Below are 22,044 nucleotides of genomic sequence, written 5' to 3'. Positions count from 1 at the left end.
CTTCCCTGGTGACGGAGGCGGTGCCGTCACTTGTTACCCGCCCGCAATCCGCCACCCTGTCCGAAAACCGCCCTTCTCACCGTCACGGTCAGGCCGAGGCGCGGACCACCAGCTCGGTCGGCAGGATCACGGTGGCGGGTTCGTCGCCCGCGATCTGGGCGAGCAGGAGGCGGACCATCTCCTCGCTGATCCGGTCCCAGGGCTGCCGTATGGTCGTCAGCGGGACCCGGGCGCTCAGGGCCACGGGGGAGTCGTCGAAGCCACCGACCGCGACGTCACCGGGGACGGTGCGGCCCGCCCGCTCCAGGGCGGCCAGCGCGCCCTCGGCCATCAGGTCGGAGGCGACGAAGAGGGCGTCCAGCCCGGGGGAGCGCTCCAGTAGGGCGGTGGTGGCGGCCTCGCCGCCGGTGCGGCTGTAGTCACCGAAGGCGACCAGCTCCTCCTCGTACGGGTAGCCGTACTCGGCCAGCACCTCGCGGTAGCCGATCAGCCGCTCCACCCCGCCCGGGGTGTCCTGCGGGCCGGCCACCGTGGCCACCCGGCGGCGGCCGGAGTCGAACAGGTGGCGGACCATGTCCTTGGCGCCCTCCCGGTCGTCGGCCGCGACGTAGGCGGTCCGGCCCCGGTGGCCGAGCGGCTTGCCGCAGCAGACCACCGGGAGCTCGGCCCGGCGCAGTTCCTCCAGGATCGGGTTGCCGGTGTGCGAGGAGACCAGCAGCACCCCGTCCACGTGACCGGCCGCCAGGTACCGGGTGGCCCGGCGGCGCTCGGCCTCGTTCCCGGCCGTCATCAGGATCAGCGGGATGTCGTGGTCGGCCAGCGCCGCCGTGCAACCCCGCAGCAGCGTCACGAAGTTGGGGTCCTCGAAGAAGCGCTCCTGCGGCTCGGTGAGCAGGAAGGCGACCGAGCCCGAGCGTTGGGTGACCAGGCTCCGGGCGGCCCGGTTGACCACGTAGCCGAGCTTCTTGATGGCCGCGTTCACCGAATCCAGGGCTGCGGGGCTGACGTTGTGCCCGCCTTGGAGCACCCGCGAGACGGTGCCCCGGGAGACGCCCGCCTCGGCGGCCACGTCGTGGATGGTCGGCGGGCGCCTGGTCCGGCCGGTCTGCCGTCGGGGCGCTGGCTCCGTCATGTCGTTCCTCGATCGGTGTTCTGGTGGTCTGTCAGGACTCTCTCATGCCGCGTCAGGCTTTGACGGCGCCCGAGAGCAGGTCGATCCGCCAGTAGCGCTGGAGGCCGAGGAAGAGCGCGATCAGCGGCACGATCGAGAGCAGCGCACCGGTGATCACCAGGGTGTAGAGCGCGGGCGCGTTGGCCCCCTGCTGGAGCAGCGAGTACAGGCCGACGGTGACCGGGAACTTCGAGTCGTCGCCGAGCATGATGTACGGCAGCAGGAAGTTGTTCCAGATCGCCACGAACTGGAACAGGAAGACCGTCACCAGGCCGGGCACCATCATCGGCAGCGCCACGCTCCGGAACAGCCTGAACTCCCGTGCCCCGTCGACCCGTCCGGCCTCCATCACCTCGTCCGGGATCGCGGCGGCCGCGTAGATCCGGGCCAGGTAGATGCCGTACGGGCTGAGGATGCTGGGCAGCAGCACGGACCAGTAGCTGTCCGCGAGACCGGCCTCGGCCATCAGCAGGTACTGCGGGATGGCCAGCGTGATCGGCGGCATCAGCACGCCGGCCAGCAGGATGCTGAACAGCGCGTTCCGGCCCCGGAAGCGGTACTTGGCGAGGGCGTAGCCGGTCACCCCGGAGAGCGAGGCGGAGAGCAGGGCGCCGAGCCCGGCGTACAGCGCGGAGTTGAGCATCCAGCGCCAGTAGACGCCGTCCCGGTAGGAGGAGAGCTCGGACAGGTTGTCCAGGAAGCCGGAGCCGGGCGCGAAGGTGAAGGTGGTGAACAGCTCCTGCCCGTTCTTGGTGGAGGCCATCACCACCCAGACGATCGGGATCAGGCAGTAGACCGCGCCGAGCAGCAGGATCAGGGTGGGTATCCACCGGGTGGGCTTCGGGCCGGGTGTCATCGGACTACGCATCAGCTGCCCCCGTCGGTGCGCTTGTTGACCAGCTTGAGGAAGCCGAAGGAAAGGACCAGGGTGGCGAGGGCCACCACCACCGAGGTGGCGGCGGCGGAGTGGATGTCGCCCTGGATGAACGCGTCCCGGTAGACCTTCATCAGCGGGCTCCAGGTGGAGCTGAGCGCATTGGTCATCGGCTTGAGCGTCATCGGCTCGCTGAACACCTGGAGGGTGGCGATCATCGAGAAGAAGAACGTGAGCACCAGCGAGGGCAGCACCATCGGGATCTTGATCTTCAGGGCGATCTTCAGCTCGGAGCAGCCGTCCAGCCGGGCCGCCTCGTAGAGCTCGATGGGGATCGAGCGCAGCGAGGTGTAGATCACGATCATGTTGAAGCCGGTGCCGCCCCAGACCGCGATGTTGGCCAGCGCGACGTAGAGGCCGTTCCCGGACAGCAGGTCGGGCCCGTCCATCCCGGCCTTGGTCAGCAGGAAGTAGCCGGGGCTGACGGTCGGCAGGTAGAGGAAGCCCCAGAGCAGCGAGGCGACGATGCCGGGCACCGCGTACGGCAGGAAGATGGCCAGCCGGGAGAAGGCGCCGAAGCGGACCGCCGGGGTGTCCAGCAGCAGGGCGAAGAACAGCGCGGCGCCGAGCATCGCCGGCACCAGCAGTGCGCCGTAGACCAGGGTGCGCCCGGCGCCGCCGAGCAGCTCGGGATCTCCCAGCGCGGAGGTGTAGTTGGAGAGCCCGGCCCACACCTCGGTGCGGGCGCCGGAGCCCAGGCCGAGGCCCTTCACCCGGACGGCACGGAAGCTCAGGTGGACGGCGTAGCCGATCGGCAGGGCGAAGAACAGGGCGAACAGCAGGGTGGCGGGGGCGAGGAAGGCGTACGGCGCGAGTCGCCTGGTCGGCCGGGGCTGCGGGGGCGCCATGGCGGTCCTTGGGTTCGGTGCGGTGCCCGGGGCCGAAGAGCGGCCGGCCCCGGGCCTGGTCGACTGGTCGGAGGCTCTCAGCCCTCGGTCTTGAAGCCGTTCTTCTTCATGTCGGCGACGGTGGCCTGCTGCATGGCGGTCAGCGCCGGGCCGAAGTCGCTCTTGCCCTGGGCGGCCTTGCCGAAGGCGTCCTTGAAGGTGGAGTAGGCGACGTTCACGTTCGGGCCCCAGGCGGCCGGGGCGGTGCCCTTGGCGATCTCGGCGGCCTTGGCGTAGAAGTCGGGCTGGGTGGCGAAGAACTCGGGGGCGGTGGCCAGCGCCGGGCCGGTCTGCGCCGAGGTGGCGGCCGGGTAGATGTTGGCCTCCTTGACCAGCGCGGTGACGGCGGCCTGGTCGGTGTTCAGCCAGGTGGCGAACTTGGCGGCTGCGTCGGAGTGCCCGGCCTTCGCGGCGCCGGTGGTGACACCGGTCGCGGAGCCGCCCCAGCTGCCGGTGACGGACTCGCCCGCGGTCCACTGCGGCAGCGGGGCGACGGCCCACTTGCCCTTGGTGTCGGGGGCGGAGCTGGTGAGGACGCCGGGGGCCCAGACCGCGGAGACCCAGGCGATCTGCGAGCCGTCGTTCAGCGCCTTGCTCCAGGCGGGCGTGTACATCGGCTGGTTGTCGACGGCGCCCTCCTTGACCAGGCCGCCCCAGAAGTCGGCGACCTTCTTGGTGGCCGTGTCGTCGATGGCCACCTTCCAGTTCTCGCCCGAGGTGGTCCACCACTTGGCCCCGGCCTGCTGGGCCAGGCCGGCGAACAGGCCGGAGTCGTTGGCGGAGAAGGTGGTGAGCGCCCTGCTCGCGTCCTTCTGCTTCAACTGCCGGGCGGTGTCGGCGAATTCGGCCCAGGTGGTGGGCACCTTGAGGCCGTACTGCTGGAACAGGTCGGTGCGGTAGTAGAAGGCCAGCGGTGCGGTGTCCTGCGGGATCGCGTAGACCGCGTCCGAGCCGAGCGAGACCTGCTGCCAGACCCCGGCGGCGAACTGCGCCTTGGCCGCGCCGCTCTGCTTGGCGATGTCGGCGAGCACGTCGTTGGAGACCAGGGTGGGGAGCGCCTGGTACTCGGCCTGGACCAGGTCGGGGGCGTTGCCCGCCTTGGCGGCGGTGATGGTCTTGGTGACCAGGTCGTCGCCGCTGGCCTGCTTCTGCACGCTCACCTGGATCTCGGGGTGGGCCTGGTTCCAGATCGCCACCACCTTGTCCATGTTCGGCGTCCAGGACCAGAAGGTCAGGTTCACCGGGCCGGTGGCCTGCTTGACCGCCTCGCCCCCGGTGCCCGTCGAGCTGGAGCAGGCGGAGAGCGCGAGCACGCCGGCGAGCACGGCTGCGGCTGCGGCGGGGAGGCGACGGTTCATGTGGGGGTCCTCCGGGGATCACTGGTCATCGGCTGTGCACGTTCACAGTAGGGAAATCTCCCGGACACTTGTCAATGCTTCGAGTCGTACGGTTATCTAGGCGAGACACAGCGCCCGGCGGGCTGTGCACGTTCACAGAATCGTCTGATGGAGCCTCACATGGAACACCCGCTGACCTGGCCCGTGGGTCTGGACGCGCTCGCCTTCGGCGGGGACTACAACCCGGAGCAGTGGCCGGAGGAGGTCTGGCAGGAGGACGTCCGGCTGATGCGTGAAGCCGGCGTCACCATGGTCAGCGTCGGGATCTTCTCCTGGGCGCTGCTGGAGACCGAGCGCGGCGTGTTCGACTTCGGCTGGCTGGACCGGCTGCTCGACCTGCTGCACGCGAACGGCATCCGGGCCGACCTCGGCACCCCGACCGTGGTGCCGCCGGCCTGGTTCTACCGCGAGCACCCCGAGGCGCTCCCGGTCACCCGCGAGGGCGTCCGGTACGAGTTCGGCGGGCGCGGCGCGATCTGCCACAGCTCGCCCGCCTACCAGGAGGCCGCGCTCGCGATCACCGAGCAGCTCGCGCTGCGCTACGGCAAGCACCCCGCGCTCGCCCTCTGGCACGTGCACAACGAGTACGGCGTGCCGGTCAGCGAGTGCTTCTGCGAGACCTCGGCCGCCCACTTCCGGCGCTGGCTGACCGACCGCTACCGAACCCTCGCCGAGCTCAACTCGGCCTGGGGGACGGCCTTCTGGGGCCAGCAGTACACCCGCTGGGAGGACGTCCGCCCGCCCCGGCTGACCCCGACCGCAGGGAACCCGGCGCAGAAGCTGGACTGGGCGCGGTTCACCAACGACGCCATCCTGGACAACTTCAAGCGCGAGCGGGACGTGCTGCACGAGCTCGCGCCCGGCATCCCGGTCACCACCAACTTCATGACCGCGCTCTCCCAGTGCGAGTCACTGGACTACTGGACCTGGGGCCGCGAGGTCGACATCGTCTCCAACGACCACTACCTGGTCGCCGAGGCCGAGCGGAACCACGTCAACCTGGCGATGTCCGCCGACATCACCCGCTCGGTGGCCGGCGGCAAGCCCTGGCTGCTGCTGGAGCACTCCACCGGCGCCGTCAACTGGCAGCCCCGGAACATCGCCAAGCGGCCCGGTGAGCTGGCCCGGAACAGCCTGGCCCACGTCGCCCGCGGCTCGGACGGCGCGATGTTCTTCCAGTGGCGGGCCTCCCGCTACGGCGCCGAGAAGTTCCACTCCGCGATGCTGCCGCACGCCGGCACGGACAGCCGGATCTGGCGCGAGGTCGTCGCGCTGGGAGCCGACCTGACCGCGCTCGGCGCCGTCCGGGGCAGCCGGGTGAAGGCCGACGCGGCGATCCTCTGGGACTGGCAGTCCTGGTGGGCGCAGAAGCTGGAGTGGCGCCCCAGCGTCGACCTGGACCCGCGCGAGCGGGCCGACACCTGGTACGCCGCCGCCTACGACCGCCACCTGACGGTCGACTTCGCCCACCCCGAGGCCGAGCTCGGCCGCTACCCGCTGGTGCTGGTCCCGGCCCTCTACCTGATGACCGAGGCGGCCTCGGCCAATCTCGCCGGGTACGTCCGGGACGGCGGCACGCTCGCCGTCTCCTGCTTCTCGGGCATCGTCGACGAGCACGACACCGTGCAGCCCGGGCCCCACCCCGGCGCGCTGCGGGACGTCCTCGGGCTCACCGTCGAGGAGTTCGCGCCACTGCGGGCGGGGGAGCGGGTCTCGCTGACCGGCCCCGCCGGCGCCCTGACCGGCGACGTCTGGTCGGAGTTCGTCGTCCCGCGCGGCGCGGAGACGGTCTGGAGCTACGCCGACGGCCCCGCCGCCGGGCACCCCGCCGTCACCCGCCACGTGCTCGGCGCCGGCTCGGCCTGGTACGTCTCCAGCCGGCTGAGCGGCGGCGACCTGGACACCGTGCTGGCCCGCGCCTGCGCGGACGCCGGGCTGGCGGAGCGCCGACTGCCCTTCGACGTCGAGGTGGTGGAGCGGGACGGCGAGCACGGCCGGTACCTGTTCGCCATCAACCACAGCGAGGCGGACGCCGTCGTCCCGCTCGCCTTCCCGGGCACCGAGCTCCTCACCGGCGCTCCGGTCACCGGCCACCTCTCCGTCCCCGCCGGTACCGCCCGGGTGGTCCACACCCGCTAGTGCCGTGCCCGGGGTCCGCGTTACCTCCCCCACCCCACCTCATCGCCAAGGATGACGATGCACCAGGGAACCAAGCGCCTGCTGAGCAGCGCCACCGCCACGCTCCTGCTCTCCGCCGCCGTCTGTGCGCTCCCCACCAGCGCCCAGGCCGCGAGCACACTCACCAACTCCGGCTTCGAGACGGACGGTTCGGGCACCGCCACCCCCACCGGCTGGTCCACCTTCTCCGCCGCCGGGCAGAACGCCGCCTCCTTCACCGAGGCCGGCGGCCACACCGGCTCGTACCGGCTCAGCCACTGGTCGGCCTCCGCCTACAAGGTGGAGACCTACCAGTACCTCTCCGGCCTCGCCAACGGGACGTACACCCTGAGCGCCTGGGTCCGCTCCGGTGGCGGCCAGAACGCGGCCTACCTCGCCCTGCGCAACTGCGGCTCCGCCGAACAGCGCACCGACCTGCCGCCGACCCCCAACGGCAGCTGGATACGGATCGTCACCTCGGTCGCCGTCACCGCCAACCAGTGCACCGTCAGCATCAACTCCGATGCCAACGCCGGGAACTGGCTGAACGTCGACGACCTCACCCTGACCCCCGGCGCCACCGGCCTGGCGGTCAAGGGCGGTGACCTCTCCTCCCTGAAGAAGAGCGAGGACAAGGGCGGCGTCTACAAGTACGCCTCCGGCACCGGCGGCGACGCGATGACCATCCTCAACTCCAACGGGATGAACTACGTCCGCCTCAAGGTCTGGGTGAACCCGGCCGACGGCTACAACACCAAGACCCAGGTGCTGGCCATGGCCAAGCGCGCCAAGGCGCTCGGCATGGGCGTGCTGGTGGACTTCCACTACTCCGACCACTGGGCCCACCCCGGCCAGCAGGACAAGCCCGCCGCCTGGGCTTCCTACACCCAGGCCCAGCTCCAGACCGCCGTCTACAACCACACCTTCGACGTGCTGAACGCCCTCAAGGCGCAGGGCACCACGGCGGACATGGTGCAGATCGGCAACGAGATCAACGGCGGCATGCTGCTGCCCAACGGCTCCACCTCCAACTGGGCCGGCCTGGCCGCACTGCTCAAGCAGGGCGCCAACGCGGCCAAGGCGGTGAGCGGTTCGACCAAGGTGGCGCTGCACCTCGCCAAGGGCGGCGACCTCGCCGGCACCCGGGCGTTCTTCGACCAGGCGGTGGCCAACGGGGTGCCGTTCGACCTGATCGGGCTCTCCTACTACGGCTACTGGCACGGCCCGCTGAGCGACCTCCAGGCCACCCTGGACGACGCGGCCGCCCGCTACGGCAAGCCGGTCTTCGTCGCCGAGACCGCCTACGCCTTCACCACCGCCGACAACGACGCCCTGGAGAACAACTTCCTCGCCGCCGACGTCCAGAGCGGCTACCCCGCCACCCAGGCGGGCCAGGCCGCCAACCTGCGCGACGTGATGAACGTGGTCGAAGCCGTCCCCAACGGCCGCGGCCTCGGCGTCTTCTACTGGGAACCGTCCTGGACCGCCGTGGCGGGCAACGGCTGGGACCCGGCCGACTCCACCTCCGGCAACGCCTGGGAGAACCAGGCGCTGTTCGACTACACCAACAAGGTCACCAGCGCCGCGAGTTGGTTCAAGCACCGCTGACCGTCCCTCACCCCCGGGCGCGCCCTCACCTCCCCCGGCCGAGGGCGCGCCCCTGCGTGGCGCCGGCAGCACCGCCTGCTGGCCCGCTCCATCCTGATCGGCCTGCTGCTCTCCACCGCGGGCCGGCTGGCCTTCCTGGCGGTGGCGCGCGGCGGTCCGGTGGTGCTGCTGTTCAGCACCGTCCTGACCGCCGCGGGCCCGTTCCTGCTCTTCGGCGCGGTGGCGCTCTGTTACGGCCTCAGCGTGCTCGCCGTCCTGCCGCTTCTCCAAGTCCGGCGAGCACCAGCCGAGTCGGCCCTCAGCGGGCAGCCGGAGTGATCCGCTGGCGCAGCGAGATCCGGTTCCCGTCCGGGTCCACCGCCTCGATGCGGACGCCGTACCCGTACTCCTCCGGCTCCGCCGAATCGAAGGTCACCCCGCGACCACGGAAGAGTTCGAAGTCCTTCCGCAGGTCGTCCGACTCCAGGAAGACCGGACCGGGCGTGCCGCCGGCCTGGGGTTCGACCGGCTGCCCGGAGGCGGCGGCGTGCGACCAGAGGATGATCTCCAGCGGACTGCCGGGGACGCCCACGGTGAGGAAGCGCCCGTCGGGGCCGGGGAAGTCGATCCGCTTCTCCAGGCCGAGCTGCTCGGTGTAGAAGGTGAGCGCGCGGTCCTGGTCGGTGACGTAGAGCGTGGTGTACATGACGCTGGTCAGCACTGTGCTGCCTCTCGGGTCGGTGTTCTCGGTACTCCGTACCTCGTCGACGTGCGCCGGCCCGAGAGTGTGACGGCCCGTCGGAAACTACTCCGCGAGCGCCGCGGACCAGGCCTTCTCGGCGGCCTCCAGGAACTCGCCGCCGCCCGGGGCGTGTTCGGCCAGGGCGGTCAGGACGGCGAGGACGGTGTCCAGGGAGGCGTGGGGGCCGTAGTGGTTGACCCGGAGCATGGTGGTGGAGAGGGCGCCGCCGCCGGACTGGACGGGGAGGGTGCGGCCCAGGGCGGTGGCCAGGGTGGCGGCGTCCAGGGTGGGCGGGGTGAGGAGGGTGGTGGCGACGGGGGCGGCGGCGCGGTCCTCGACCACGTAGGGGGAGAGGGAGCCGAGGGCGCGGACGCCCGCGCGCAGGGCCGCGGCGGCGGCGCGGTGCCGGGCGATGGTGGCGTCCAGGGTGTCGGTCTCGATCCGGTCCAGGCAGGCCTCCAGCGCGAGCATCTCCAACTGGGCCGGGGCGTGCGGGAGTACGGTGCGCCCGGCGTCCGTCCAGCACTCCTTCCAGTCCAGCAGGGAGAGGTAGGAGCGGCGCGGCGCGGCCGGGTTGGCGGTGATCCGTTCCCAGGCCCGGGCGCTGACCGAGACGGCCGAGACCCCGGCCGGGCCGCCCATCGCCTTCTGACCCCCGATCACGCACAGGTCCACGCCCCAGGCGTCGGTGTGCAGCGGCTCGGCCGCCACCGAGGCGACCGCGTCCAGCATCAGCAGCGCCCCGTGCTCCCGCACCACCTCGGCGATCTCCGCGACCGGATTGGTGTTCCCGGTGGCGGCCTCGGCGTGCACCAGCGAGACGAAGTCGATCTCCGGCCGGGCCGCCAGCGCCTCGGCCACCTGAGCCGCCGTCACCGCGCCGGTGAACGGCACCGCCAGGTCCACCACCTCGGCGCCGCAACTGCGCAGCCACCCGCCGAAGGTCTGCCCGTACGGCCCGGTGACCACGTTCAGCGCGGTGGAGCCCGGCCGCACGGCGCCCCGGATCGCGGCTTCCAGCGGCAGCAGCGCCTCGCCCTGCATGACGATCACGTCGGCCCGGGTGTGCAGCAGCGCCGCGACCCGGTCCTCGATCGCGGCGAACCGGGCCGCACCGAGCGGCGGGAGGTCGAGGAAGGGGCTCACGGGACGGCCTTTCGGTCTTTCGGCGGAGGAGCGTTCCCGAACAGTCTGCCCTGTCGGTGCCCTCGGCAGTGGCTACCCCCGTCGGTAGAGTGCGCCCATGAGCGATGGTGCGGTGCTGCACGTCAAGGGGCGGGTGCTGGTCGGTCCGGAGGACGTCCGGGACGAACTCTGGGTGGTGGACGGCCGGGTGACGTACCGACGGCCCGCCGCGGAGGCCCGCACGGTGCGCGGCTGGGTGCTGCCCGGCCTGGTGGACGCGCACTGCCACGTCGGCCTGGACGCGCACGGCGCGGTGGACGCCGAGACCAGCGAGCGCCAGGCCGTCACCGACCGGGACGCGGGCACCCTGCTGATCCGGGACGCCGGCTCGGCCGCCGACACCCGGTGGATCGACGACCGCGAGGACCTGCCGAGGATCATCCGGGCCGGCCGCCACATCGCCCGGACGCGGCGTTACATCCGCAACTACGCCCACGAGATCGAGCCCGGCGACCTGGCCGCCTACGTCCGGGACGAGGCCCGGCGCGGCGACGGCTGGGTCAAGCTGGTCGGCGACTGGATCGACCGCGGCTGCGGCGACCTGGCCGCCTGCTGGCCCGGTGACGCGCTGAAGGAGGCGATCGCGGCGGCGCACGAGGAGGGCGCGCGGGTCACCGCGCACTGCTTCGCGGCCGAGTCGCTGCCCGACCTGCTGGCCGCCGGGATCGACTGCGTGGAGCACGCCACCGGCCTGACCGAGGAGTTGATCCCGGCCTTCGCCGCCCGCGGCGTCGCGATCGTGCCGACCCTGGTCAACATCGCCACCTTCCCCAAGCTGGCGGACGGCGGCGAGAGCAAGTTCCCCGTCTGGTCCGCCCACATGCGGCGGCTGCACGAGCGCCGCTACGACACCGTGGCGGCCGCGCACGACGCGGGCGTGCCGGTCTACGTCGGCACCGACGCGGGTGGTTCATTGGCGCACGGTCTGGTCGCCGACGAGGTGGCCGAGCTGACCAAGGCCGGGCTGACGGCCGTAGAGGCGCTCTCCGCCACCACCTGGGGCGCCCGGGAGTGGCTCGGCCGCCCGGGGCTGACCGAGGGGGCCCCGGCCGACCTGGTGGTCTACGCCGAGGACCCACGGGCGGACGTCCGGGTGCTGGCGGACCCTCAGCTGGTGGTGCTGCGCGGGCGGATCGTCCGCTAGAGACCCACCCCCCAATTGCCGGTCGGTCTGGGCTGTCCGCCCCTGCGGATAGGCTGGGCCGTATGGGTGCACGTCCGCTGAACGAGATCGTCGAACCTGGTTGGGCCAGGGCGCTGGAGCCGGTGGCCGGCCGGGTGGCCGAGATGGGGGGCTTCCTACGCGGCGAGCTCTCCGCCGGCCGGACCTACCTGCCGTCCGGGCCGGACGTGCTGCGCGCGTTCCAGCAGCCCTTCGACGCCGTCCGGGTCCTGATCGTCGGTCAGGACCCGTACCCCACGCCGGGCCACGCGGTCGGGCTGAGCTTCTCGGTGGCGCCGCACGTGCGGCCCATCCCGGGCAGCCTGATCAACATCTATCAGGAGTACGGCCGCGACCTCGGCTTCCCGCCGCCCGCCAACGGCGACCTGACGCCGTGGACGCAGCAGGGCGTCCTGCTGCTCAACCGCGCCCTCACCACCGCCCCGGGCAAGCCCGCCGCCCACCGCGGCAAGGGCTGGGAGGAGGTCACCGAGCAGGCCATCCGCGCCCTGGTCGCCCGCGGCGGCCCGCTGGTCGCCATCCTCTGGGGCCGCGACGCGCGCAACCTCCGCCCGATCCTCGGCCCCGTCCCCGCGGTGGAGTCCGCCCACCCGAGCCCGATGTCCGCCGACCGCGGCTTCTTCGGCTCCCGCCCCTTCAGCCGCGCCAACCAGATGCTGGCCGAACAGGGCGCCACCCCGGTCGACTGGCGCCTCCCCTCGTAGGCGGCATCTTTCGGGTAAACAACCCCAACGAGTGAACTAACCGACAGTGTTACTGATGTGACGGACTGTTCGGACCAGACTGGGCGGCTCATCCAGTCCGGCCAACTCCACAGGGGTCTCCTCCGCCATGCCCGTGCACAGCACCGTCCTCCGCACCGCCGCCGCCACCGCCCTCGTCGCGTTCCTGGCGGTACCCACCGCCCACGCCGCCGAGCCCGCCGGCAAGGCCTCCGCCGTCACGGCCGAACTCGAGCTGGACGTCAGCGTGTTGGGCCGGACGGCCACCGTTCCGGTGAACATCTCGCTGAACAAGGTGCAGTCCCCGGCCAGCAAGGACGGTACGGCGCTGACCGCCACCGTGGCCGGCGTCGACCAGGGCCGCCCGGTCAACCTGGTCCGGGCCGAGGTGGGCCGTTCGACCACCAAGGCGGACGCGAGCGGCTCCTCCGCGCGGGTGCAGCTCACCAAGGCCGACCTCGGCGCGCCCGGTCTGGTCGGGGCCCCGCTGCTCGTGGTCGAGGCGCTCACCGCCGAGGTGACCTGCCCGGTGGACGGCCCGCCGACCGCGAAGGTGGACTCCCCGGCCCGGCTGACCGTCCTCGGCAAGCCCGTCACCCTCAAGGTCGAGGGCCCGACCCACGTGGAGGTCCCCGGCGTCGGCACGGTGGACGTCGGCTTCTCCAGGCGCACCACCACGACCAGCACCGCCGCCGCCTCCGCGCTGGAGGTCCAGCTGGACCTCAACCCGCTCCAGCTGAACGTCGCCAAGGTCACCGGGAAGATCACCGTCGCCTCGGTCAGCTGCGAGAAGCCCGCCCCCCGCCCGTCCACGAGCGCCTCTCCCAGCGCCGCGCCCAGCGCAGGACCCAGCGCGGAGCCGAGCCGGGCCAACCGCGCCGTCCCCGCCGTGGCGAGCCCGAGCCCGAGCCCCGCCGCGTCGAGGGGCGGCGAGCAGCTCGCCTCCACCGGAGTCAGCGGCACCGGCACCACGCTGGCCGCCGCCGGCACGCTGCTGCTGGTCGGAGCGGTCGCGCTGCGCCTGACCCGCCGCCGCCGGGCCCACGCCCGCAGGCGCTGACCGTCCCGAGAACGTCCCGACTGGCGGGATCGCCGTCCCGCATTCCGGACCTGACACTGTCGGACCGTACCGGTGCCGCTGCGGACGGTTGGTTCACATGGGCGTTACATAGGAGGAACAACCGGGAAACGGCGGCTTGCGACGCTACGCGGGCACCCACCACCCAAGCAGTGAGGTTCACCGCAATGGCGATCAAGGCCGAGTACATCTGGATCGACGGCACGAAGCCGACCGCGAAGCTCCGTTCCAAGACTCGCGTCCTGCCGAACGCCGACAAGATCCCCACCTGGGGCTTCGACGGTTCCTCGACCAACCAGGCCGAGGGTCACGCCTCGGACCGTGTGCTCGACCCGGTGAAGGTCACCAAGGACCCGATCCGCGGCGGTGACAACATCCTCGTCCTCTGCGAGGTGCTGGAGACCAACGGCACCGCCCACGAGTCCAACACCCGCGCCGCGCTGCGCGAGGCGGCCGAGAAGTACGTGGCCCAGGAGGCCATCTTCGGCATCGAGCAGGAGTACACCTTCTTCAAGGGCTCCCGCCCGCTCGGCTTCCCGGAGGGCGGCTTCCCGGCCCCGCAGGGCGGCTACTACTGCGGTGTCGGCGCCGAGGAGGTCTTCGGCCGCGAGATCGTCGAGCTGCACCTGGACCGCTGCCTGGACGCCGGCCTGGCGATCTGCGGCATCAACGCCGAGGTCATGCCCGGCCAGTGGGAGTTCCAGATCGGCCCGGTCGACGCGCTGACCGTCTCGGACGACATGTGGATCGCCCGCTACCTGCTCTACCGCACCGCCGAGGAGTTCGGCATCGACGCCACCCTGGACGCCAAGCCGGCCCGTGGTGACTGGAACGGCGCGGGTGCCCACACCAACTTCTCCACCAAGGCGATGCGTGAGGGCTACGAGGCCATCATCACCGCCTGCGAGTCGCTCGGCGCCTCGCAGGAGATCGTCCTGGAGCACGTGAACAACTACGGCGACGACATCCAGTCCCGCCTGACCGGCAAGCACGAGACCGCCCCGTGGAACGTGTACTCCTACGGCGTCTCCGACCGCGGCGCCTCGGTCCGCATCCCGTGGCAGGTCGAGGTCGACCAGAAGGGCTACATCGAGGACCGTCGCCCGAACGCGAACGTCGACCCGTACGTGGTGACCCGCCTTCTGATCAACACCTGCTGCGCGGCCCTGGAGAAGGCCGGCCAGGTCTGATCCGGCTGACGACCCGTCACGCGCCGGCCCGCCCACCCCGCAGGGGGAGGGCGGGCCGTTGCCGTTGCCTGCCATCCTTGCGGGCATGGACGACTTCACCTCCGAACAGCTCGCCCGCGGCCGGGCACTGCGCCGGGCCCAACTGCCCTGGGCGCTCGGCGCCCGCGCGGCCGGCCTGCTGCTCCCGCTGGCGCTCGGCCTGACCCCCGCCGGGGCCGGGCTGGTCTCCTGGGCCGGCGGACTGTTCGGCGGCTCGCGCACCGCCGAGGTGCTGGCCGGGGTGGCGGCCCTGGTGCTGCTCTCCCAGCTCGCCGGGCTCCCGTTCGGGGCCCGGCTGCGGGAGATCCGCCGCGGGTACGGGCTGGTCACCCAGGGCTGGAGCGGCTGGGCGGTCGACCAGCTGCGCGGCCTGGCGCTGAGCCTGCTGCTCGGCCTGCCGCTCGGGCTCGGGCTGTACGCGCTCACCGGCCTCTCCCCGCACGGCTGGTGGCTGCCCGCCGCCGGGGCGGCGGCGGTGCTGGTGGCGCTGCTCTCCTTCCTCTTCCCGCTGGTGGTGGAGCCGCTGTTCAACCGCTTCACCCCGCTGCCCGAGGGCGAACTGCGCACCGCACTCCTGGAGTTGGCGCGCCGGGACGGGATCCGGGTGCGCGAGGTGCTGGTCGCCGACGCCTCCCGGCGGACCACCGCGCTGAACGCCTACGTCTCCGGCTTCGGCGCCACCCGGCGGATCGTCTGCTACGACACCCTGCTCGCCACCGCCGACCCGCGCGAGACCGAGCTGGTGGTCGCCCACGAGCTCGGCCACGTCAAACACCGGGACGTCCTCACCGGCACCGCCCTCGCCGCCCTCGGCACCGCCCTCGCGGTCGCCCTGCTCGGCCTGCTGACCTCCTGGCAGCCCCTGCTCACCGCGGCCGGCGCCGACTCGGCGGCCGACCCGCGCTCGCTCTTCCTGTTCGCCGCCTGCGGGGCACTGCTCTCCGCCCTGGCCGGGCCCGCACAGTGCGCCGCCAGCCGCCGGATCGAGGCACGCTCCGACCGGCACGCCCTCGAACTCACCGGCGAACCGGAGCAGTTCATCGCCATGCAGCGCCGCCTCGCGGTCACCAACGTCGCCGACGTGGACCCGCCGCGCTGGGTCGTCCTGCTCTTCGCCACCCACCCCACCACCACCGCCCGGATCGCCGCCGCCCGGGCCTGGACGGCGGCCCAGGGGCTGTCTCCTTGATGGGGCCGGGCGGGCGCCGCCGGGGCACGCGCCCTCCTTGCCCGCCATCGGGCAGGAGGGGCCCTTCGCCGGCTTCTCGTCGGTCGCCGATGCTCCGCATGGACTCTCCCCCAGCCTTCGGCCGGGAGGTGCCCCCACCCAGCCTTCGGCATCCCAGCCTTCGGCCGGGAGGTGCCCCCACCCAGCCTTCGGCATCCCAGCCTTCGGCCGGGAGGTGCCCCCTTCTCGGCGCCGCCGAGCCACGCACCCCAGCGACGCCCGCTCACGCGGCGGAGCCGCACGATGTCACAGCCGACCCCACCAAGGGGACAGCCCCTAGCCCGGGGCCGCCGTCAGCGCAGGTCCACCGACCTGATCGGGGTGGCGTTCAGCATCGAGGCCAGCTGGCCGTCGCCCTCCGAGACGGCGTGCGCGGTGCAGTTCCCCAGCGCGTGCCCGCCCGGCAGCCCCTGGGCGAGGAACCCGGCCATCGCCAGCCCCTGCTGGGTGCCCAGCTTGCCGACCTCCTCGCACGAGGTGTCCAGCGCGCCCTTCAGCCCGTCCTCCTCCTGAACGGCCTGCGCGGTGGCGGGAGCGAAGGCCAACGCGGCCAGAGTGGCGACGGTCACGGCGGTCGCGGCCTTACGGATCATCAGAGGTGCCTCTCACAGACGAATCGTGGTCGCCCCCGATCATCCAGCCCTCCGCACCCCAGAAAGCCCGAAGTACGGCCCTGGCGGCCCTACTTCGCCGTCAGGGGTGACGCTCCATCACCCGTACGGTGGATCTCCGGCGGGTGCGGCCGCATTCTGACACCATGACGGACCGCCCTCTGCTCCTCCTCGACGTCGACGGCCCGCTCAGCCCCTACACCGCCGACCCCACCCACTGCCCCGACGGCTACGCCCCGCACGACGTGCACCCCACCTCGCCCCGGCTGCCCCGCACGGTGCGGCTGAATCCGGCGCACGGGCCCGCACTGCTCGCCCTGCCGTACCAGCTGGTCTGGTGCACCAGCTGGCAGGCGGAGGCCGACACCTGGATCTCCCCGCTGCTCGGCCTGCCCCAACTCCCTTACGTGGACTGGCCGTCCGCGCACGGCGGTGATCCCGACGGGCTGCACTGGAAGACCCGGCGGATCGTCGAGTGGGCCGCCGGGCGGCCGTTCGCCTGGGTGGACGACGAGCTCGAGCCGCAGGACACCGCGTGGATCGCCCGGCACCATCCCGGGCTCGCCCTGACCGTGTCGGTGGACCACCGGTACGGGCTGGGCGGAGCCCACTTCGCGTTGCTGGTGGAGTGGGCCGGAGGGCTGCGCGGTGGGGCTGAGTAGGGTGGGTGGGACAGAGTGTCGGGACAGCAGTAGGAGCAGACGTGAGTGAGCCGGCCGCCAGTGCCCTTCAGCAGGAGATCGCCCGGGACCTCGAGGTCGCGGAGGTGTTCGAAGCCGAGGCGGAGATCGAGCGGCGGGTGGCCTTCCTGGCCGAGCGGCTGACCTCCACCGGGCTGCGGTCGCTGGTGCTCGGGATCAGCGGCGGGGTCGACTCCACCACCGCCGGCCGGCTCTGCCAGCTGGCCGTGGAGCGGGCCCGCGCGGCCGGGCACCAGGCCGAGTTCTACGCGATGCGGCTGCCGTACGGCGTGCAGGCGGACGAGAAGGACGCCCAGCTGGCGCTCTCCTTCATCCAGGCCGACCACGTGCTGACCGTCGACGTGAAGCCCGCCAGCGACGCCATGCTGGCCGCCGTGCTGGAAGGCGGCGCCGCCTTCCGCGACGCCCACCACCAGGACTTCCTGCTCGGCAACGTCAAGGCCCGCCAGCGCATGATCGCCCAGTACGCGGTGGCCGGCGCCCACGACGGTCTGGTGGTCGGCACCGACCACGCGGCCGAGGCGGTCTCGGGCTTCTTCACCAAGTTCGGCGACGGCGCCGCCGACCTGGTGCCGCTCACCGGCCTGACCAAGCGTCGGGTCCGCGCCGTCGCGGACGCCCTCGGCGCCCCGGCCGAACTGGTCTGGAAGGTGCCGACCGCCGACCTGGAGAACCTCGCCCCGGGCAAGGCCGACGAGGACGCCCTCGGCGTCACCTACGACGAGATCGACGACTTCCTGGAGGGCAAGCCGGTCGACGCCGCCTCCTTCGAGAAGATCGTCAACCGCTACCGGCTGACTGACCACAAGCGCCGCCTCCCGATCGCCCCCTGACGTCCCCTGAAGCCCTTGGCCACCCGCCTCCCTTGACGGGCCGTCGGCCCGACCGTGACCCTGTGACCTCCGCAACGACTCGGGGGACACGGGGGATGCAGATGTCGGGTACCAGCAGCCTTGCCAAGGGCGCCAACGCCACGCTCGCCGGACCGGAGGTGACCGTCACGGTCGTCTCCGGCGGGGTGGCGGTGGACGTTTCGGCGCTCCTGGTGGACGAGCGGGGCAAGGTCAGGACCGACGAGGACCTGGTCTTCTTCAACAACCCGGGCCGGGACGGGGTGCGGCTGGACGGTGCGCGGATCACCGCCCGGTTCACGGAGGTGCCGGCCGGGGTGGCGTCCGTGGTGGTGGTCGCCAGCGTGGACGTGGAACTGCCGGGCACCATCTTCCGGCCGGAGACCACGCCCTCGGTGCTGATCGGCGACGGTGCGGCGGAGCTGGAGTTCGTCCCGCCGGGGATGGCGGACGGCGAGACCGTGGTGGTGCTGGCCGAGTTGTACCGGCGCGGCACGCTCTGGAAGGCCCGCGCCGTGGGTCAGGGCTACGCGGGTGGGCTGGCCGCCCTGGCCACCGACTACGGGGTGAGCGTCGAGCGGGACGAGGCACCGGCCGAGGCCCCCGCTGCCACGCCCGCCCCCGCCCCCGCCCCGGTGCCCAGTGGTGCCGCGATCAGTTTCGAGAAGGTGGCCGCCGTCGCCCCCGCGCTGCTGACGAAGTACCAGAGCGCCGGCGCCTCCCTCCAACGGCGCGGCCTCTCCGGCCAACGGGCCGCCGTCTACCTGGTGTTGGACTACTCGGCCAGCATGGGCCACTACTACGACCGGGGCGACGTGCAGGTCTTCGCCGAGCAGGTGCTCGGCCTGGCGGCCAACCTGGACGACGACGGCACCGTCCCGCTGGTGCTCTTCTCCCACTCCGTCGCCAAGACCGCCGAGCTCGAACTCGCCACCCACCAGGGCCGGATCAACGAGCTGCGGCAGGGTCTCTACATGGGCGGCACCGCCTACGCCCCGGCGATCAAGGCCGTGACCAAGCTGCACGAACGACGCGCCCCCGGCACCCCGGCCCTGGTGGTCTTCCAGACCGACGGCGACCCCTCGGACGGGGGCGCCACCCGGCGGGCCCTGAAGTCGGCCTCCAAGCAGCCGCTGTTCTGGAAGTTCGTCGGCTTCGGACGCCGTGAACAGCTCGGCTTCCTGGCCGGGTTGGACGACCTGGACGGCCGCAAGGTGGACAACGCCGACTTCTTCGCGGCCGGCGACGACCCGCGCAGCTGGCAGGAGGACGCGCTCTACGACGCCCTGCTGGAGGAGTACCCGCGCTGGCTGGCCGAGGCCACGGCGCTGGGCATCGTGCGCCGCACGGGATCTGAGTAGGGGTACTCACGACCGGTGGCGGACCGGTGCGGCATGATCGACGGGACCCTGCCGCCGCACCCCGCCCACCGGAGCCCACCGTGAGACGCCTCCTGCTGCCCGCCGTCGCCGGCGCCGCCGCCCTGCTCCTGACGACGGCCGGCTGCGGCAGCCGCCCCGCTCCGGGCAGCACCGGGGCGACGGAGACCAGGGCCTCGGCCCAGGCGTCGGCTCAGGCCTCGGCCTCGCAGAAGGCCGTCGAGGCCGTGGCCGTGCACGACGCGCGCTTCCCGGAGGTGGCGAAGCGCTGCGCCGCCGTCACCGACGCGACCCCGTCGCCGACCCCGACCCCGACGGTGGGCGGTGGGAGCGGCCCCGCGCCGGAGAACCCCAAGTACGCGGAGAACCACGCCTTCAAGACCACCCTCACGCTCACCGCCACGGCCCGCTGCCGAGGCGAGGCGCACGCCGCCCGGATGCTGGCGGCCCTGCCCGCGGACGGGCCGGCGGCGGGGGCGGCCGCAGTGCGGACCACTCTGGAGAACCTCGGGTACCCGAGGGAGAACGTGGAGCTCCAGCTGGACTACGCGCCGGGCTCACTGGCCCTGATGGTGCCCGGGGTCGGTCCCTGCGTGACGGTCCGTTTCGCTGCCAAGGCGACCGCCAAGGCGACCGCCGAGGTGCACGGGGTCTACATGGAGGGCGGCTGCGTCGAGCCCAAGGGCGGTCACTGACCGAGGGCCTCCGCGAGCACCGCGGCGAAGGCGTCCGTGGTGGCCTCGTCCCGGACCGCGATCCGCAGCCAGTCCGGGCCCAGGCCGGGGAAGGTGTCGCCCCGGCGGAGCGCGTAGCCGGCCTCGCGCAGGCGCTCGCGCAGCGCGGCCGCGCCGGGGACGTGGACGAGGAGGAAGGACGCGGCCGGCTCCCCGTACACCGTGACGGCCGGGAACTCCGCCAACCGGGCCAGCAGGTGGGCGCGTTGGGCCGCGATGGTGTGGGCGGCGGCCTCCGCCTCGGCCAGTGCGGCGGGGGTGCTGCACGCCTCGGCGGCGGCCAGCGCGGGGGTGGAGACCGGCCAGAGCGGCTGGGCGGCGGCGAGGCGGGCGATCAGTGCGGCGGGGCCGAGCACGTAGCCGATCCGCAGCCCGGCCAGGCCCCAGGTCTTGGTCAGACTGCGCAGCACCACCACCTCGCCGGGGAGCTCGCGCGGGCCGGCCAGGCTCTCGCGCTCGCCGGGGACGGTGTCGACGAAGGCCTCGTCCACCACCAGGGTCCGGCCGGGGCGGGCGAGGGACGCCAGGGTGGCGGCGGGGTGCAGGACGGAGGTGGGGTTGGTCGGGTTGCCGACCACCACCAGGTCGGCCTCCTCGGGGACCGCGCCGGGGGTGAGGCGGAAGCCGCCGGCGGGGGAGAGCAGCACCCGGGCGACGCGGTGCCCGGCGTCGCGCAGCGCCGCCTCCGGCTCGGTGAACTGCGGGTGCACCACCACGGCGTGACGGGGCGCCAGCACCCGGGCCAGCAGCACGAACGCCTCCGCCGCCCCGGAGGTCAGCAGCACCTCCTCGACCGGCCGCCCGTGCCGCGCGGCCACGGCGGCCCGGGCCCGGCTCCCCTCGGGGTACGCGGCCAGCTCTCCCAGCGTCGCGGCCAGGTGCTCCCGCAGCCACTGCGGCGGGGTCCCGGTCCGCACGTTCACCGCCAGGTCCACCAGCCCGGCCGCCCGCACCTCCACGTCCCCGTGGTGCCGCAGATCCGGCTCCCCGTCAGGGGCGGCCTCGGCGGGGAGGGTTGTGCCCTCGTCAGTGCCTTCGTCAGTGCCGACGGCAGATGCCGCCGTCGCGACGGCCACGGTGGCCCGGGCGGACTTCTGCTTGCCGGCCAGCAGCCGGCCGCCGGCCCCTGCGGCGAGCAGGGCGGCGGCCTCGGCCACGCTCGGGGTACCGACCGCCTCCGCCACCGCTCCCGAGGGGCCGGGCACCGGTACGGCGGCCAACTCCTCGGCGGGGTAGCCGGCCAGCGGCACGGCGAGCTCGGCGGCGGCGGCCAGCAGCCCGGCCTCGGTGGTCTTGGCGGACACGGTGGCCAGCCGGGCCACGTCCTGCCGTGCCCGGCCGAGCCCGGCCAGGGTGGAGTCGATCAGGGCCAGCACTTCGGCGCCGGGTACCCCGCTGCCGCCGCCGACGCCGATGACCAGGGAGGGCTGCTGCACGAGGGGCTACTCCGGACTCCCGACGACCGATGGACCGCCGGAATCCCATCACGCCCGGACGGGACGGTCAATCGGCCGTGGCGACCGTCACCTCGGGCCGGTGGTGCACCGGGAAGTTGACCGAGTTGGCGATGAAGCAGGCCCGGTTGGCGTCGGCGTGCAGGGCGAGGGCCTTCTCCACCATGCCCGGGTCGGTCACCACCACCCGGGGCCGCAGCTCGGCCTCGGTGAAGCGGCCGTCCCCGGCTCCCTCGACCATGGTGCCGACCGGCTCGTCCACGTAGGCGGTGACCACCACCTTGTTGACCGCGCACAGGTGGAGGTAGGAGAGAAGGTGGCACTGGGAGAGCGCGGCGAGCAGCAGCTGCTCGGGGTTCCAGCGGGACGGGTCGCCCCGGAAGAGCGGGTCGGAGCTGCCGATGATGGTCGGCAGGCCCTCGGCCGCGACCTCGTGGGAGCGCTCGTAGGCGCGGTAGTTCGCGGTGCCGGCGCCGGTGTTCCCGGTCCAGGTCACGGCGAGGGTGTAGGTGTGCTGACGGCTCATCACGTCTCCGGAGGGTGCGGGGTGGTCGTGAGGTCTGGACCTGTCGGAGCCGGCCCGTGCATCAGTTCAGCTGTAAGGAAGGGCAGTTCAGCGGGGGTGTGACGGTGCGTCGTTCATCTGACCGCCATGGTGGTTTCACCCGTCGATATGCGGTGCGACTAATATCCATCCGTCAGAGTCCTATCAGATTCGACCAGTTGTGACCGACTGGTGCCACGTCCGAAGGAGCTAGCCCTGCGCACGCGCGCTTCCAGCCGGATCGTCACGGGCCGACTGTCGCTCCGCGCG

Annotated in this window: 21 protein-coding genes; 12 read left to right on the top strand and 9 right to left on the bottom strand. The window is 72.7% G+C overall.

The window, feature by feature from the left end; genetic code table 11:
• Nucleotides 1–88 precede the first annotated feature (88 nt).
• The 4 genes from ACZ6ZR_RS05760 to ACZ6ZR_RS05745 all read right to left on the bottom strand — a co-directional run bounded on the left by ACZ6ZR_RS05760 (nucleotide 89) and on the right by ACZ6ZR_RS05745 (nucleotide 4,350).
• Nucleotides 89–1,132 carry a LacI family DNA-binding transcriptional regulator gene (locus ACZ6ZR_RS05760; protein WP_465639704.1) on the bottom strand — a complete coding sequence of 348 codons (1,044 nt, stop codon included), beginning with the start codon at nucleotides 1,130–1,132 and terminating at the stop codon, nucleotides 89–91.
• Nucleotides 1,133–1,184: 52 nt separating this feature from the next.
• Nucleotides 1,185–2,039, bottom strand: a complete 855-nt coding sequence (locus tag ACZ6ZR_RS05755) for a carbohydrate ABC transporter permease (protein ID WP_465639702.1) — start codon at nucleotides 2,037–2,039, stop codon at nucleotides 1,185–1,187.
• Complete coding sequence (locus ACZ6ZR_RS05750) at nucleotides 2,039–2,953, bottom strand: carbohydrate ABC transporter permease (RefSeq protein ID WP_465639700.1); 915 nt, start codon at nucleotides 2,951–2,953, stop codon at nucleotides 2,039–2,041. Before ACZ6ZR_RS05750 ends, ACZ6ZR_RS05755 begins: the two co-directional genes overlap by 1 nt.
• Before the next feature lie 77 nt (nucleotides 2,954–3,030).
• On the bottom strand, nucleotides 3,031–4,350 hold the full coding sequence (locus ACZ6ZR_RS05745; RefSeq protein WP_465639699.1) for an extracellular solute-binding protein: 1,320 nt from the start codon (nucleotides 4,348–4,350) through the stop codon (nucleotides 3,031–3,033).
• Nucleotides 4,351–4,509: 159 nt separating this feature from the next.
• On the opposite strand from ACZ6ZR_RS05745, the gene ACZ6ZR_RS05740 reads away from it, so the two are divergent.
• From ACZ6ZR_RS05740 to ACZ6ZR_RS05730, 3 genes are all read left to right on the top strand, one after another.
• The gene (locus ACZ6ZR_RS05740; RefSeq protein WP_465639697.1) at nucleotides 4,510–6,528 is read left to right on the top strand and encodes a beta-galactosidase; all 2,019 of its coding nucleotides are present in this window, start codon (nucleotides 4,510–4,512) and stop codon (nucleotides 6,526–6,528) included.
• Between the two features lie 57 nt (nucleotides 6,529–6,585).
• Nucleotides 6,586–8,154 (top strand): glycoside hydrolase family 53 protein, encoded by a 1,569-nt coding sequence (locus tag ACZ6ZR_RS05735; protein WP_465639696.1) that lies wholly within the window; start codon nucleotides 6,586–6,588, stop codon nucleotides 8,152–8,154.
• A gap of 141 nt (nucleotides 8,155–8,295) precedes the next feature.
• Complete coding sequence (locus ACZ6ZR_RS05730) at nucleotides 8,296–8,472, top strand: hypothetical protein (RefSeq protein ID WP_465639694.1); 177 nt, start codon at nucleotides 8,296–8,298, stop codon at nucleotides 8,470–8,472.
• Here ACZ6ZR_RS05730 and ACZ6ZR_RS05725 read toward each other — a convergent pair.
• Nucleotides 8,453–8,839, bottom strand: a complete 387-nt coding sequence (locus tag ACZ6ZR_RS05725; RefSeq protein ID WP_465639692.1) for a VOC family protein — start codon at nucleotides 8,837–8,839, stop codon at nucleotides 8,453–8,455. The two genes, ACZ6ZR_RS05730 and ACZ6ZR_RS05725, sit on opposite strands and share 20 nt — an antisense overlap.
• Nucleotides 8,840–8,938: 99 nt before the next feature.
• Nucleotides 8,939–10,021, bottom strand: a complete 1,083-nt coding sequence (locus tag ACZ6ZR_RS05720) for an aminotransferase class V-fold PLP-dependent enzyme (protein ID WP_465639690.1) — start codon at nucleotides 10,019–10,021, stop codon at nucleotides 8,939–8,941.
• A 97-nt stretch (nucleotides 10,022–10,118) separates the two neighbouring features.
• On the opposite strand from ACZ6ZR_RS05720, the gene ACZ6ZR_RS05715 reads away from it, so the two are divergent.
• The 5 genes from ACZ6ZR_RS05715 (at nucleotide 10,119) to ACZ6ZR_RS05695 (ending at nucleotide 15,461) form a co-directional block, all read left to right on the top strand.
• A complete protein-coding gene (locus ACZ6ZR_RS05715) occupies nucleotides 10,119–11,204 on the top strand; it encodes an amidohydrolase family protein (RefSeq protein ID WP_465639688.1) in 1,086 nt (361 codons plus the stop codon).
• Nucleotides 11,205–11,266: 62 nt separating this feature from the next.
• Nucleotides 11,267–11,947, top strand: coding sequence for a uracil-DNA glycosylase (locus ACZ6ZR_RS05710; RefSeq protein ID WP_465639686.1), 681 nt, complete (start codon nucleotides 11,267–11,269; stop codon nucleotides 11,945–11,947).
• Nucleotides 11,948–12,074: 127 nt separating this feature from the next.
• Complete coding sequence (locus ACZ6ZR_RS05705; RefSeq protein WP_465639684.1) at nucleotides 12,075–13,025, top strand: SCO1860 family LAETG-anchored protein; 951 nt, start codon at nucleotides 12,075–12,077, stop codon at nucleotides 13,023–13,025.
• Between the two features lie 185 nt (nucleotides 13,026–13,210).
• Entirely contained in the window at nucleotides 13,211–14,233 is a 1,023-nt protein-coding gene (gene glnII, locus ACZ6ZR_RS05700) for a glutamine synthetase (protein WP_465640057.1), read from the top strand.
• Between the two features lie 85 nt (nucleotides 14,234–14,318).
• Complete coding sequence (locus ACZ6ZR_RS05695) at nucleotides 14,319–15,461, top strand: M48 family metalloprotease (RefSeq protein WP_465639682.1); 1,143 nt, start codon at nucleotides 14,319–14,321, stop codon at nucleotides 15,459–15,461.
• A gap of 332 nt (nucleotides 15,462–15,793) precedes the next feature.
• Here the strand turns inward: ACZ6ZR_RS05695 and ACZ6ZR_RS05690 are convergent, their stop codons facing one another.
• Nucleotides 15,794–16,093, bottom strand: coding sequence for a hypothetical protein (locus ACZ6ZR_RS05690; protein ID WP_465639681.1), 300 nt, complete (start codon nucleotides 16,091–16,093; stop codon nucleotides 15,794–15,796).
• A gap of 164 nt (nucleotides 16,094–16,257) precedes the next feature.
• Here ACZ6ZR_RS05690 and ACZ6ZR_RS05685 point away from each other — a divergent pair, with 164 nt between their 5' ends.
• The 4 genes from ACZ6ZR_RS05685 to ACZ6ZR_RS05670 all read left to right on the top strand — a co-directional run bounded on the left by ACZ6ZR_RS05685 (nucleotide 16,258) and on the right by ACZ6ZR_RS05670 (nucleotide 19,737).
• Nucleotides 16,258–16,773, top strand: coding sequence for an HAD domain-containing protein (locus tag ACZ6ZR_RS05685; protein WP_465639680.1), 516 nt, complete (start codon nucleotides 16,258–16,260; stop codon nucleotides 16,771–16,773).
• Nucleotides 16,774–16,814: 41 nt separating this feature from the next.
• Nucleotides 16,815–17,645, top strand: coding sequence for an ammonia-dependent NAD(+) synthetase (gene nadE, locus ACZ6ZR_RS05680; RefSeq protein ID WP_465639678.1), 831 nt, complete (start codon nucleotides 16,815–16,817; stop codon nucleotides 17,643–17,645).
• Nucleotides 17,646–17,746: 101 nt separating this feature from the next.
• Nucleotides 17,747–19,024, top strand: coding sequence for a VWA domain-containing protein (locus tag ACZ6ZR_RS05675; protein WP_465639676.1), 1,278 nt, complete (start codon nucleotides 17,747–17,749; stop codon nucleotides 19,022–19,024).
• Nucleotides 19,025–19,104: 80 nt separating this feature from the next.
• Nucleotides 19,105–19,737, top strand: a complete 633-nt coding sequence (locus ACZ6ZR_RS05670) for a hypothetical protein (protein ID WP_465639674.1) — start codon at nucleotides 19,105–19,107, stop codon at nucleotides 19,735–19,737.
• Here ACZ6ZR_RS05670 and cobC read toward each other — a convergent pair.
• Both cobC and ACZ6ZR_RS05660 read right to left on the bottom strand, forming a co-directional pair.
• Entirely contained in the window at nucleotides 19,731–21,212 is a 1,482-nt protein-coding gene (cobC, locus tag ACZ6ZR_RS05665; RefSeq protein WP_465639672.1) for an Rv2231c family pyridoxal phosphate-dependent protein CobC, read from the bottom strand. The genes ACZ6ZR_RS05670 and cobC overlap by 7 nt on opposite strands.
• A 67-nt stretch (nucleotides 21,213–21,279) precedes the next feature.
• Nucleotides 21,280–21,756, bottom strand: coding sequence for an OsmC family protein (locus tag ACZ6ZR_RS05660; RefSeq protein ID WP_465639670.1), 477 nt, complete (start codon nucleotides 21,754–21,756; stop codon nucleotides 21,280–21,282).
• Nucleotides 21,757–22,044 lie beyond the last annotated feature (288 nt).

The sequence above is a fragment of the Kitasatospora sp. NPDC088742 genome (assembly GCF_055584905.1).
This window is presented reverse-complemented; position numbering and strand designations above follow the sequence as displayed.